12 protein-coding genes are annotated in these 13,390 nt (G+C 41.5%); 6 read left to right on the top strand and 6 right to left on the bottom strand.

What is annotated here, in order from left to right; translation table 11 throughout:
- Nucleotides 1-39: 39 nt before the first annotated feature.
- The 5 genes from AC4HAI_RS02605 to AC4HAI_RS02585 form a co-directional block, all read right to left on the bottom strand.
- A complete protein-coding gene (locus tag AC4HAI_RS02605) occupies nucleotides 40-609 on the bottom strand; it encodes an ECF transporter S component (protein WP_491110321.1) in 570 nt (189 codons plus the stop codon).
- Nucleotides 606-1,148 (bottom strand): phosphopantothenoylcysteine decarboxylase, encoded by a 543-nt coding sequence (gene coaC / locus AC4HAI_RS02600; protein WP_491110319.1) that lies wholly within the window; start codon nucleotides 1,146-1,148, stop codon nucleotides 606-608. The genes AC4HAI_RS02605 and coaC overlap by 4 nt, the downstream gene beginning before the upstream one ends.
- A complete protein-coding gene (locus AC4HAI_RS02595) occupies nucleotides 1,141-1,827 on the bottom strand; it encodes a phosphopantothenate--cysteine ligase (RefSeq protein WP_491110318.1) in 687 nt (228 codons plus the stop codon). The genes coaC and AC4HAI_RS02595 overlap by 8 nt, the downstream gene beginning before the upstream one ends.
- Nucleotides 1,828-1,955: 128 nt before the next feature.
- On the bottom strand, nucleotides 1,956-2,642 hold the full coding sequence (locus AC4HAI_RS02590; protein ID WP_491110316.1) for a DUF4956 domain-containing protein: 687 nt from the start codon (nucleotides 2,640-2,642) through the stop codon (nucleotides 1,956-1,958).
- Between the two features lie 19 nt (nucleotides 2,643-2,661).
- The gene (locus AC4HAI_RS02585; protein WP_491110314.1) at nucleotides 2,662-3,417 is read right to left on the bottom strand and encodes a polyphosphate polymerase domain-containing protein; all 756 of its coding nucleotides are present in this window, start codon (nucleotides 3,415-3,417) and stop codon (nucleotides 2,662-2,664) included.
- A gap of 440 nt (nucleotides 3,418-3,857) precedes the next feature.
- Between AC4HAI_RS02585 and AC4HAI_RS02580 the strand changes: the two genes are divergently transcribed.
- From AC4HAI_RS02580 to AC4HAI_RS02555, 6 genes are all read left to right on the top strand, one after another.
- Nucleotides 3,858-5,528: a formate--tetrahydrofolate ligase gene (locus AC4HAI_RS02580; RefSeq protein ID WP_491110312.1), complete on the top strand. Its 1,671-nt coding sequence runs from the start codon at nucleotides 3,858-3,860 to the stop codon at nucleotides 5,526-5,528.
- 276 nt (nucleotides 5,529-5,804) lie between these two features.
- Entirely contained in the window at nucleotides 5,805-7,124 is a 1,320-nt protein-coding gene (locus tag AC4HAI_RS02575; protein WP_491079394.1) for an FAD-containing oxidoreductase, read from the top strand.
- A gap of 100 nt (nucleotides 7,125-7,224) precedes the next feature.
- Nucleotides 7,225-8,802 carry a cardiolipin synthase gene (cls, locus tag AC4HAI_RS02570; RefSeq protein ID WP_491079438.1) on the top strand — a complete coding sequence of 526 codons (1,578 nt, stop codon included), beginning with the start codon at nucleotides 7,225-7,227 and terminating at the stop codon, nucleotides 8,800-8,802.
- A gap of 389 nt (nucleotides 8,803-9,191) precedes the next feature.
- Nucleotides 9,192-10,268, top strand: coding sequence for an aspartate-semialdehyde dehydrogenase (locus AC4HAI_RS02565; protein ID WP_491079393.1), 1,077 nt, complete (start codon nucleotides 9,192-9,194; stop codon nucleotides 10,266-10,268).
- Between the two features lie 251 nt (nucleotides 10,269-10,519).
- A complete protein-coding gene (gene dapA, locus AC4HAI_RS02560; protein WP_491079392.1) occupies nucleotides 10,520-11,455 on the top strand; it encodes a 4-hydroxy-tetrahydrodipicolinate synthase in 936 nt (311 codons plus the stop codon).
- A gap of 144 nt (nucleotides 11,456-11,599) precedes the next feature.
- Nucleotides 11,600-11,938 (top strand): ATP cone domain-containing protein, encoded by a 339-nt coding sequence (locus AC4HAI_RS02555; protein ID WP_491079391.1) that lies wholly within the window; start codon nucleotides 11,600-11,602, stop codon nucleotides 11,936-11,938.
- 87 nt (nucleotides 11,939-12,025) lie between these two features.
- On the opposite strand, the gene AC4HAI_RS02550 is transcribed toward AC4HAI_RS02555, so the two are convergent.
- Nucleotides 12,026-13,330: an aminotransferase-like domain-containing protein gene (locus AC4HAI_RS02550; RefSeq protein WP_491079390.1), complete on the bottom strand. Its 1,305-nt coding sequence runs from the start codon at nucleotides 13,328-13,330 to the stop codon at nucleotides 12,026-12,028.
- Nucleotides 13,331-13,390: the final 60 nt, after the last annotated feature.

Here is a 13,390-nt window from a genome sequence, read left to right as displayed (position 1 = left end):
ATGAAAATAAATAAAAAGCCATGTCATAAACATGACTCATCAACTCTTTTTTAGTCGCTGTAGACGGGGAATTATTATACCAGTTGTGATAGTAGCAACCACAATTTCAACGAGAGTATTACTACTGATAATGGCAAGTAGCAGGGACTGCCCTGTGACATCAAAGTAGTTAAAGAAAAATGCAAAACCTGCTAGGACAAACAGCGTATTAACTAAGGCACCAGATGCTCCAGCTAGGTATAAGCCAAAAGGATTGTGAAACAAACGATAGACTAGATAGGGGAGGATACCGATCAATAGGCGAGGAACGATAGCCACAATCAGCGATTTCCAATTCCCATCGGGTACTAAGGGGGAAAATAAGTAACTGGTCGGTGTTAAGATGATAGTATTGCGGATAACACTCATAATTCCCATAGCAAGCCCTAAGCTGCTCCCAACTTTTGGTCCAAAGAGGATGCCAGCAATGATAACAGGAACAAGAGTTAAAGTGGGTTTAACAGGGAGTGGCAAGATTTGAAAAATGACTTGACTGATGATTTCAATGACCAGCATAGTCGCAAAGAATAAAGCAATAGTAGCAATTTGCGATGAGCGTTGATGTCTCATATTAAAGCCTCCTCAATAGCAGCAATAATCGTTGGAATATCAGCCAAAGCCCCCCGACCAACATCTCCACAAGCTAGCAAGCTAGCACGCGGTTGGATCTCCTGATATCCGACATCTCGTAAGATAGTCAAATTTCGCTGAGTCAAAGGATTGTCGTACATCTTTGTATTCATAGCTGGGGCAAGCAGTTTTGGTGTTTCTCTCGGCAAGGCTAGAGCAGTGGTGGTTACCATATTATCTGCCATCCCCTGCGCCATTTTTGCAATAGTATTAGCAGAAGCAGGAGCAAGCAGGAAAAGATCTGCTTGCTTAGCGAGATCAATATGGTTAATGCCTTTTGGTCTATCTTCTACCATGACATCTAGATAGACAGAGTTTTTGGACAAAACTTGAAGAGTCAAAGGAGTGATAAATTTTGTAGCCGCTTCTGACATGATGATATGGATATCATAGCCGAGCTTTTTGAGCTGGCTGGTAAGGTCGGCTGCTTTATAGGCTGAGACACTACCCGTAACAGCCAATAAGATAGTCTTAGTCATAGAGAGCTATCCTTTCATAGAGTTGTGCAGCAATCTCTTGCTTTGTAGTAGCCAGGGATTGGCTGGTTTTATCCACCAAGTAGGCCATATGCTGATCGCTAGTTATTTGGGTCAAATCATTGGCAATAACGAGCTCAGCTTCATTTTTTGTCAGGCTGTCTCTAGCCACGTCAATCAATTCGTCTTTAGCGACATCTACCAAAAGTTTGAAGCCGACCAGTCGAATTTCTGGATTCCAGTGCTTGACCAAAGAAATCAGTTTAGGATTTTTCTTTAAAAAAAGCACTTGATAATCGGCCTGAGAAGAAATCTTATTCTCAGCATTTGTCTTACTTAAGAGGCTGGTTATATCAGAAGTTTGGCTGACCTCCGCTATGTCAGTCATATAGATAGGGCTATAATCAGAGACAGCCATACTGTGAATAAGAACATCATGAGTTTTGGTCAGTGGCTCCAGTGTCTTGAGTAGACTAGCAACATCACTGACGAGATGAGTAGTTAGGTCTTGATGGGGAGCTGGCTTTAGAGCATTTTTTGTTGTCACCAAGGTGACTTGATGTTGCCCAGTCAAAAAGGCTTCTGCTATAGCTTTTCCCAGTGCCCCTGAAGAATGGTTGGTTATACCACGAACCCGATCAATTGGTTCGGTTGTGCCTCCTGATGTAATTAGAATTTTCATAGCTGTATTGTACAAAATTCCCTAATATTTGTAAATTAAACGCTCTAGTAAGAAAGCGCCAGAGCACCACTCCTATCATAGCAACAAAAAGCTCCAGGCAATGAAGACTGGAGCTTTGCATATAGTATTTATAAATTTTTCTTCTTTTTAGCCATTTTAGTAATTGTGATATCTAGATGATCGATACCTTCTAGAAGTGTCTGGGTGAGTTTGAAATCGTCAATGCCCACTTTCAGATCCACCTCATAGACAAGCGTCATTTCGCTTCCCTGCTTAGTGCTGGCAATGGAAATGAGATCGTGTCTGGAGCAAAGGTTTTCTAAAATGTCTATCAATTTTGTTTCTATATGCTCTGAATATTCAGCTGTCAATGTTAGAAGACGGCGAGTCTGACCGTGGGTGAGGGCTTTCGTGTTTTCCAAAATCAGCCAGACCAGCAGCAGTATCACTGTAAATACAGCCGACAGGACTAAAAATCCCATTCCTGAGGCTAGGCCAATAATCATTGATAAAAAAATAGCAAGCAACTCACGTGACCCACTGGTCGCTGAGCGAAAGCGGATGAGACTGAAAGTCCCTGCCACAGCAACACTGGTCCCAAGATTACCATTGACTAAAAAAATAACCAAGGTGATAAGACTGGGTAACATCGTCAAGGTGACAACAAACTCACGTGTATACAGTGTACGATACTTATAAACCCAAGACAAACAGAGCCCCAGTCCTAAACTCGTTAAAATCGATAAGGCTAGCATACCAGCGTCAACAGTTGGTACCTTGCTTGAAAAAACAGAATCAAATAATGCTGAAGTCATAAGTCATAGGCTTCCTTTCTTAGTTATGAATGAGACTGTGTTCAATAGGCAGCCCTTGGGATTTATGGTAGGCAGTACTGTACTTAGAGAAATGACTCTCTTCGATATGGTATTTGTCAAGAATCTCTTGGAGCCATTGAGGCTTGTCACCAGGTGCCTTGATTTCCATGATAACATGGTTAGGATCTAAAAGTGGCAGTCCGTCATGACCATCAAATAAGGTAATATTATTATCTCTATATCTGAGATTTTGATCAATCGTCACACGCACCTTGCACTTAGAATGATTTAGAGGGTTATATTTTTCCTTAAGAGAGTAGCGTTCGTAGTAGATAAACATCCGAGGGCGAAGATTTTTATAACGCTTGGTGAGCGTGCCGATCTCTCTAACCAAAGCATCGTCTTGAATATCATCATCACTGATTCCTTGAGTGACAAGCCTAGTAATAGATATAGGATTGGACAAGAGGCGAAATTTATGACCGATACCTTGTGCGTCTTTTTTCTTTAATTCTAAAAAGACTCGGCTATTAGGCTCTGGGTTAGGTAAATAGGTCCGCATACGAATTTTTTCACGCCCATTTTTATGAGCAACAGAGTCCTTGATCATCTCAAAGTCATCATTGTCAAAGTAAATGTTAGTAATAGTAGAGGTCGGATAGTCATCCTCTACCAAGAAGACTTTTAAATCTTGTAAGAGCTCTGCTAATTGCTTTTTATCGACAATATACTTTGTTTCAATGCGTTTAAAGTTAGTTTCAAATGTAGTTTCCATAATTACTAATCCTCCTTATTGTTAGTGATACTTTGTCTCTTGTAAATTTTTTTATCTTTGACAGAAGTATTCCGACAGAATAACAGGGATATATTGCAGTACAATTAATCTTTATTGTGGATTTTGCTACGACTTTAAAGTTTTGTTTGCGATTAAGAATATACGGTATCGTCCTTTAAAAAATGATGACTCGCTTTTCATGCTAAAAAATAAGAGAAAGATGATTGCAATAGTCTAGATCGCTGTATACTGAGGAAGTGCTCGTGTTATGATCTTGTTAAAAAACTGAATGATTAATTTTTATGGATATAGAGGGTGATAAATAGGCTAAAGACACCAATAATTTCCGAATGTTTGATATATATTTGCAAGAAATGGTACGTTTTTTTAGTGGAGTTTGTTATAATGAGGAAGCCTAAGTTTTAAAAAAGGAGTGTTCCATGAAATCTGATATCGAAATTGCTCAAAGCGTTGAATTAAAACCTATTACAGACATAGCTGAAACCATTGGTATTAGCCTGGATGATCTGGAGCTGTATGGAAAATACAAGGCAAAATTATCTTTTGATACTATTGAGAAAGTCCAAGAAAATACTCCAGGAAAATTAATATTGGTGACAGCCATTAATCCGACAGCTGCCGGAGAAGGTAAGTCAACAGTAACGATCGGATTGGCAGACGCTCTCAATCAAAGTGGAAAATCGACCATGATTGCCTTGCGTGAGCCATCGTTAGGTCCTGTTATGGGCATTAAAGGTGGTGCTGCCGGTGGTGGTTATGCTCAGGTATTGCCTATGGAAGACATCAATCTTCACTTCACGGGTGACATGCATGCGATTACGACGGCTAATAATGCTCTTTCAGCCTTTATAGATAATCATATGCATCAAGGTAATGAGCTAGGAATTGATCAGCGCCGTATCATCTGGAAGCGTGTGCTTGATCTCAACGATCGTGCGCTTCGCCAAGTCACGGTTGGTCTAGGTAGTCCGATCAATGGGATTCCTCGTGAGGATGGTTTTGATATTACAGTGGCTTCTGAAATCATGGCCATCTTGTGCTTAGCCACAGACATCAAGGACTTAAAAGACCGTTTGTCTGCCATTGTCATCGGCTATCGCTATGACCGTACACCTGTATACGTTAAAGATTTGAAGGTTGAAGGCGCCTTAGCTCTTATACTTAAGGATGCTATTAAGCCTAATTTAGTACAAACTATTTATGGAACCCCAGCCCTGGTTCATGGTGGGCCTTTTGCCAACATTGCTCATGGATGTAACTCAGTCTTAGCGACTAAAACGGCTTTGGGTTTGGCGGAGTATACCATCACTGAGGCCGGATTTGGAGCGGACTTAGGAGCTGAAAAATTCCTAGACATCAAGACACCCAATCTTCCCAAATCTCCTGACGCTGTTGTCATCGTTGCGACTATTCGTGCCCTCAAGATGCACGGCGGTGTGGACAAATTAGCTTTAGGAGAAGAAAATATTGAAGCACTTAAAGCAGGTTTTGCCAATTTAAAACGCCATGTTGCTAATATTCGTAAGTTCGGTTTGCCTGCAGTTGTAGCTATTAATGAATTTAGCACGGACACCCCAGCAGAAATCGCCGCTCTTAAAGATCTCTGTGCCAGTATTGACCTACCAGTAGCCCTGACCAGTGTCTGGTCTAAAGGAGCAGAAGGCGGTCAAGAATTGGCTAAAGCTGTTGTTGAGACCGTGGAGAAGGGACAGGCAAATTACCACCGTCTTTATAACGATAAGGCTACCCTAGAAGATAAGATAAAGAAAATTGTCACTGAGATTTATGGTGGCCGTAGAGTTGTGTTTGAAAAGAAGGCTAAGACACAACTGAAACAATTTGCTGAGTTTGGCTGGGATAAATTGCCTGTTTGTATGGCCAAAACCCAGTACAGCTTCTCTGATGATTCTAATTTACTAGGAGCTCCTACAGACTTTGATATTTCCATTCGAGAATTTGTTCCCAAAACTGGTGCTGGTTTTATCGTTGCCCTAACGGGTGATGTGATGACGATGCCAGGACTTCCTAAACAGCCAGCCGCTCTCAATATGGATGTTGCAGAAGATGGAACAGCCATTGGCCTATTTTAGAGTTGTTGGCAGAAATTTCGGACACAGCAGCTATGGTATGAAAGCTAGTCCTCTCTATAAGGTTATTAGAATTAGTAATGACGAAAAAAGGAATACGCCCCAAGATAAGGGCGGCCAACCACTGCGCCTAGCAAATAAAATTGATCAAATAAATAAGGCTGAGAACTTCTGTCTCAGCCTTTTCTTTTCAACCTAGCAATCCCGTAGTGGAAATAAGACAATAGGTCATGCCCTTTGCTAAAATGAGAATATAAAGAAAGGAAACAATAATACAATATGAAAACATATGACATGATTGTAATCGGTTTTGGTAAAGCCGGAAAAACCTTAGCAGCAAAAACAGCTGCCCAAGGTAAGAGCGTCGCTATGATTGAAAAGGATGCCACCATGTATGGAGGGACTTGTATCAATATCGGTTGTATTCCGACCAAAGTTCTGATTACAGCAACGGAAAAAGGCTACGATTTCACAGATGCGATGGCTGAGAAGACAGCTGTAGTAGAGCGTCTTCGGGCCAAAAATTTTGGCATGCTTGATAATGCTGCGACGGCTGATGTTTATAATGCCAGTGCTCGCTTTGTGGGCGATAAGATCCTTGAGATTACAAGTGACCAAGAGACGGAGCAGCTAACCGCAGACGTGATTATTATTAATATCGGTGCCGTATCCAATGTTCTTCCTATCCCTGGCTTGACGGAATCAAAGCACGTTTATGATAGTACTGGCATTCAGAATCTACCTGAGCAACCTAAGCGTCTTGGTATTATCGGTGGTGGTAATATCGGTCTTGAGTTTGCCAACTTGTATGCTAAGTTGGGTACGGAAGTAACAGTTTTTGATCCGATCGAACGCATTTTTGCGCGTGAAGAAGAAGAAATTTCTGGCCTTGCGCAAACCTACATGGAAGAAGATGGTGTTACCTTCAAATTAGGGACTAACATCACCCGGGTCAGCAACCAAGGAGAAGAGGTTGTCATTACAACTGATAATGGTGATTTTAACTTTGATGCTGTCCTTTATGCCACTGGCCGTAAGCCCAATACACAAGGACTGGGGCTGGAAAATACTGCTATCAATTTAACAGACCGTGGTGCTATTGAGGTTGATGAATACTGCCAGACAGCAGTCCCTAACGTTTTTGCCGTAGGAGATGTCAATGGAGGCCCTCAATTCACCTATGTCTCTTTGGATGATTTCCGAATTGTCTTTAATTATCTAAATGGTAATAAAGACTACTCACACAAGAATCGTCATCATGTTCCTTATTCGACCTTTGTTAATCCGCCTTTGGCACGAGTTGGGATTGATGAAAAGACTGCCAAAGCGCAAGGGTTAAACTATAAGGCAAATAGCTTACCTGTAGCTGGAATGCCTCGTGCCCATGTCAATGGCGATCTACGTGGAATCTTCAAGGTGGTTGTCGATGCAGATAGTCAACAGATTTTAGGAGCAACTTTATTTGGAAAAGAAGCCCATGAGCTGATTAATCTCATCACTCTTGCCATGGATAATGGTATTCCCTACACTTATTTCCAAAAGCAAATTTTCACTCATCCTACCATGGCTGAGAATCTCAATGATGTCTTTAATTTTTGAATTTACTCGTAAAAAAGGGGTTGAGAAAATTTTTTCTCAACCGTTTTTAGAGTGAATTCTGTGGTATAATGAATAGCATCTATTTTAAGTGAAAGGGGAGATTATTATAGACGATACAAATAAGGTTAGACGCCTGTTAAGTAAGGGAAGAAGAAGTCTGTTACGTGGTATTTTTAGCCGAACGACAGTCATTGTCCTGCTTTTGCTCTTGCAGATTTTCGTGATCGTATCTAGCTATATGTGGTTGGACAACTACCGTCTGCACATTCAAGTTCTGGATGGTATAATTGCTAGTATTTCCGTACTCTATTTATTTAATAGCCGAATGGACTCTACTGCAAAATTAACCTGGATGCTTGTTGTTATACCGTTTCCAATTTTAGGGGGCCTCTTTCTCTTGTACACCAAGATTGATTGGGGTTATAATGGCATGAAGCGCCAGCTGCAAAGTAATATCAATCAGACAACCCACTATCTGCAGCAAGATGATGCTGTCTTGAATGAGTTAAAGGCATCTCACAGCACCTTTTATAATCTAGCTAACTACCTTAACTTTGACGATAATCATTTTCCCGTTTATCGCCATAGTCAGGTGACTTATTTCCCTTCGGGTGAGGAGAAGTTTGCTGAACTCAAGAAACAGCTCAGACAGGCTAAGAAATATATTTTCATGGAATACTTCATCATAGATGAAGGTATTATGTGGGGGGAAATTTTAAGTATTTTAGAAGAGAAAGTGCAAGAAGGTGTTGAGGTTCGTGTCTTATATGATGGCATGATTGAGATGACCACACTCAGCTATGGCTACAGTAAGCGCCTAGAAAAGTTAGGAATCAAATCAAAAGCTTTTGCTCCCCTATCTCCGTTTTTGTCAACCTACTACAATTATCGTGATCACCGAAAGATTGTTGTCATTGATGGAGAAGTAGCTTTTACCGGTGGTATCAACTTGGCAGATGAGTACATTAATGCTATCGAGCGTTTCGGTCACTGGAAAGACACTGCAATCATGATTCAGGGACAGGCCGTAGATACCTTCACCATTCTCTTCTTACAAATGTGGGGACCTATCACAGAAAATTCGCAAGTACGCTCTTATCTGGGACAGCATCATCACCCTACTGTCAATGATGGCTATGTCGTTCCCTATGCGGATTCTCCGTTAGATGACGATAAGGTAGGAGAAAATGTCTACATTGATATTTTGAATCATGCTAGAGATTATGTACACATCATGACCCCTTACTTAATTCTAGACAGTGAGATGGAACATGCCCTCAAGTTTGCGGCAGAACGTGGGGTTGATGTTAAGATTATTATGCCAGGTATTCCAGATAAGCCGATCGCTTACTACCTTGCCAAAACTTATTACAAAACGTTAATCGAGTCTGGTGTCAAGATCTATGAATACACTCCAGGCTTTGTGCACGCAAAAGTCTTCGTTTCCGATGACCAGCGAGCAACGGTTGGCACGATCAATTTAGACTATCGCAGTCTCTATCATCATTTTGAATGTGCAGCCTACCTCTACCAATCTTCAGAAATTAGAAAAATTGAAAGAGATTTCCAAAAGACACTGGAAGACTCTAAAGAAGTCACTGAGGAAATACTCAAAGAGCTGCCATTTGCAGAAAAAGCCATTGGGGCAGTGGTTAAGACTGTCGCTCCCTTGTTATAAATCTCAAGCTATGCTATAATACTGACATGCGATGAGTCGATTTGGTCGTAAGACCATATTGCGCTAGGGAGGTCATAAACGCAGGAGCGGACCTTGATAGTTTGTGTGAACCATTCTATCTCATTCTCAAGAATGCCCTTGAGCCTCTACCTAGTAGGTAGGGGCTTTTTACATGGCATGAAACGTAAAAAAAGCGTGGGATAACCCAGCTCGACCGGTTAGATTTTCTCATCAATGATTGGACTAAACTTTATTTTTTGAAAGAGCTAGGTTGACTATGATGATTTTCACCCTAAATCCCTTTTCTTTCCCTTGCAAAAAGTGTATAATAAGGGCACTATAAGTTTTTAGAATATTATGAAGGTTGTTCTCAAAGAAAGGGCTAAATTATGGGATATACAGTAGCAGTTGTTGGTGCCACTGGTGCCGTTGGGACACGAATGATTCAACAGTTGGAGCAATCAACGCTTCCTATTGACCGCGTTCGTTTATTATCTTCCAGTCGTTCTGCTGGGAAAGTACTCCAGTATAAGGGACAAGAGGTCACAGTAGAAGAAACAACAGAAAAGTCATTTGAAGGAGTCGATATTGCTCTTTTCTCTGCCGGAGGATCTGTTTCTGCTAAATACGCTCCTTATGCGGTTAAGGCTGGTGCTGTTGTGGTCGATAATACATCCTATTTCCGCCAAAATCCCGATGTCCCCTTGGTTGTTCCTGAGGTCAATGCTCATGCACTTGAGGGGCATAATGGTATCGTAGCTTGTCCTAACTGTTCAACCATCCAAATGATGGTGGCTCTTGAGCCAGTTCGTCAGAAGTGGGGATTGAGTCGTATCATCGTCTCAACCTATCAGGCTGTGTCGGGAGCAGGTCAGTCTGCCATCAATGAAACGCAACGTGAGTTGAAAGAAGTTTTAAATGATGGAAAGAGTGCTAGAGAGGTTGAAGCACATCTCCTTCCGACTGGTGGGGATAAAAAGCATTATCCTATCGCCTTTAATGCTCTCCCTCAAATTGATGTTTTTACCGACAATGACTATACTTACGAAGAAATGAAGATGACCAATGAGACCAAGAAAATCATGGAAGATGATGCTATTGCAGTCTCTGCAACCTGCGTGCGTATTCCGGTCTTGATGGCTCATTCAGAATCTATCTATATTGAAACAAAAGAAGAAGCGCCAATCGAAGAGGTTAAAGCTGCCATTGCGGCTTTCCCTGGTGCTGTTTTGGAAGATGATGTGGCTAACCAAGTCTATCCACAGGCAGTTAATGCTGTAGGCTCACGTGAGACCTTCGTCGGTCGTATTCGTAAAGATTTAGATACTCCCAAAGGTATTCATATGTGGGTGGTTTCAGATAACCTTCTCAAGGGTGCAGCCTGGAATTCTGTCCAAATCGCAGAAACGCTGCACGAAAAAAGTTTGGTTCGTCCAACATCTCAACTTAAATTTGAATTGAAATAAAAGAGAATGCCAGTCCAGAATTAGGACTGGTTTACCTATATGGCTTAAGGAGAAGCAGCCTTATGAATCGACAGCTCTATTATGCTAAGCTATTAGTATTCTTTCTAACTACCTATGCATTGGTACTGCTAATCATTATGAACGGTTGGATGCATAGTCATTTTACTTTCAAAGATGTTGCTCTATTGACAGTGACGTCAGGAGCTATATGCATTGCTATAGACAAGAAAAATAGAAAGGACTAGTCCCCTATGTCTTATCAAGACTTAAAAGATATTTCCTTAATAACAGCCTTTATCACTCCTTTTCATAAGGATGGCTCGATTAATTTTGAGGCTATTCCATCTCTGATTGAGCACTTACTGGATCATCATACAGAGGCTCTTTTGCTGGCAGGAACTACTGCAGAAAGCCCTACACTGACCCATGATGAAGAGCTACAGATTTTTAAAACAGTACAAGAGGTCGTAGCTGGTCGTGTCCCTTTGATCGCAGGTGTGGGAACAAATGACACCCGTGATTCGATTGAATTTGCAAAAGAAGTTGCGGAGTTTGGTGGCTTTGCTGCAGGTCTGGCAATTGTCCCTTACTACAATAAACCGTCTCAAGAGGGCATGTACCAACATTTTAAAGCTATCGCAGATGCTTCTGATCTTCCTATTATTATCTATAATATCCCAGGCCGTGTCGTTGTTGAAATGACTCCGGAGACCTTGTTGCGTTTGGCAGAGCATCCTAATATTATCGGTGTTAAAGAGTGCACCAGCCTGGCCAATATGGCCTACCTTATCGAGAATAAGCCGCAAGAATTTTTAGTCTATACAGGTGAGGATGCGGATGCTTTCCATGCCATGAACCTTGGTGCTGATGGTGTTATTTCAGTTGCTTCCCATACAAATGGTGATGAGATGTTTGAGATGATTCAGGCTATTGCCAACAATGATATCAAGTCAGCAGCTGCTATCCAACGTCGCTTTGTTCCCAAAGTCCATGCCCTCTTTTCATATCCAAGTCCAGCCCCTGTCAAGGCCGTTCTCAACTATATGGGCTTTGCAGCTGGACCAACACGCTTACCTCTCGTCGCTTGCCCGGATGCAGATGCTAAGCGCATCATTAAGGTTGTCATAGATGGTGACTACCAAGCGACCAAGGAAACAGTTACAGGTGTCGTCAGACCTGACTACTAGTCAGGCGATTCCCAGGATTTTTTACAAAAAGTCCCTAATAAGCGGCTATCTAAATAGAAAATAGTGAGAGCACTTGAGGAAAAACTTGACAAATATAGCTATCCTGTCATAATGGTTTTTAAATAATAACGAAAGAGGCCAAGTATGCAAATTACCAAACGCAATGGACAAGTGGTTGAATTTGATCCAGAAAAAATCTATCAGGCTATTTTAAAGGCGGCTCAAGCTGTTTATGTTCTGGATGATAACCTGCGTCAAGAATTAGCAGAAGTGACCAAAAAAGTTGTCATCGATCTTGAAGAGGCCCATGCCGATCGTCCAACCATTAGCATGGTTCAGTCGCAAGTCGAAAATCGTCTCATGGATGCGGGCTACATTAGTATTGCCGAGCACTATATTGCTTACCGCTTGCAGCGTGACTTAGAGCGTAATGGTTATGGAGAAAAAATCGCAGTTCACCTACGATTTGAAAAATTAAAATAACAAAAAGAGAATCCCAGGATTCTCTTTTTATTATCTGATTTCTGCAATAGTTAAAAGTAAGATGGGATAGCTGAACCAGATTCAATCCTAGTCTCTCTGCATCTTTTTACCCAACTCTTTATCTAGTTTGATTAGGGTTGCAACCACTGATGCCAGTTTATGATCATTTTCAAGGTAGATAATGGGGAAGCTTTGAGCATGGAGAAAGGATTTTTTTGATAAGAGTGGAATATCTCTGTCTTGCAGTTGACCAATAGTTAGCTCTTTTGGAGGATAGAGACTGATGAATTTTGGGCCGACCTGATAGTCCCAATGTTCACCCAGTTGCGACAGCAAGGCTAGTGCCTGATCTTGACGATTGGCAAAGCTATTTTTAAGTCTATCCAGATGACGCTGAAACATGCCATTTTCCAGATAGAGGGATAAGGCTTTTTGCATAATCAAACTAGTATCGTAGTCCATCAGATGCTTATAGGCTAAAAAATCATCTAAAATTTGTGAAGGAAGGACAGACATTCCAAGTCGCAATGCTGGAAATACAGTTGTACTAAAGGACTTGAGATAGATGACCCTATTATGCGTATCATAGTAGTGTAAGGGAAGGTTGTCAGATCGTGTAAAGTCTCCCATGTAGTCATCCTCTACAATATAGACCTGATAGCGGTGGGCGAGCCTGACCAAGGTTTCTTTTTCTTGTCTACTGTAGGAGAGCCCAAGCGGATTAGATAGTCTTGGAATCGTATAGAAAAACTTGATGGGCTGGCTAGCAAAGAGCTGCTCTAATTGGGTAAAATCAAGCCCCTCTCTACCACGATCAATCGTCAGATAAGGTAGCCCTTGTTGTTTAATTAAATGATTGAAGCGGTGATAAGTTGGTTGTTCGATCAAGATGCGATCTTTCTGATTGGGAAAGGTCATTTGTGACAGAATATAGAGGGCCTGCTGGGTACCTGAGGTAACGACCAGATTGTCAGGACTAGTATAGATAGCCCGATCTAGCAAGTGTTTTTGAAGGGCTTGGCGCAATTCTGGTAAGCCATGTCCCTGCTGGCTGGCATTAAAGAGGTAATTTTCTCTCCCCACTAACGTTTCTGATAAACAGCTGGTAAAGTCTTGGTAGGCCAGTTGGTGATAGTCTTGGATGCTAATATCTAGATCATCGTCAGTTTCCTGTTCTTCCTGCCCTTCCAAGACATAATATCCACTCTTAGGAACGGCATAGATAAGGTGTTGGTAGCGAAGCTCTATCAGAGCCTTTTCAACTGTGTCTTTATTGCAGTTAAAGCTTTGACTAAGCTGACGAATAGATGGCAATTTATCACCCTTTTTGAGGTGGCCACTAGTAATAGCAGTGCGAAGATAGCTGATGATTTGTTGGTGCTTGGTTGCCATAATCCTCCCCTTGCTTTCAGATGATAGTTGTCTCTATTGTACACTGCCCACCCAATAAAG

This window comes from Streptococcus sp. ALY_208, assembly GCF_058314295.1.
Note: the sequence above shows the minus strand (reverse complement) of the source record. Positions and strands in the feature narration are given on the sequence as shown.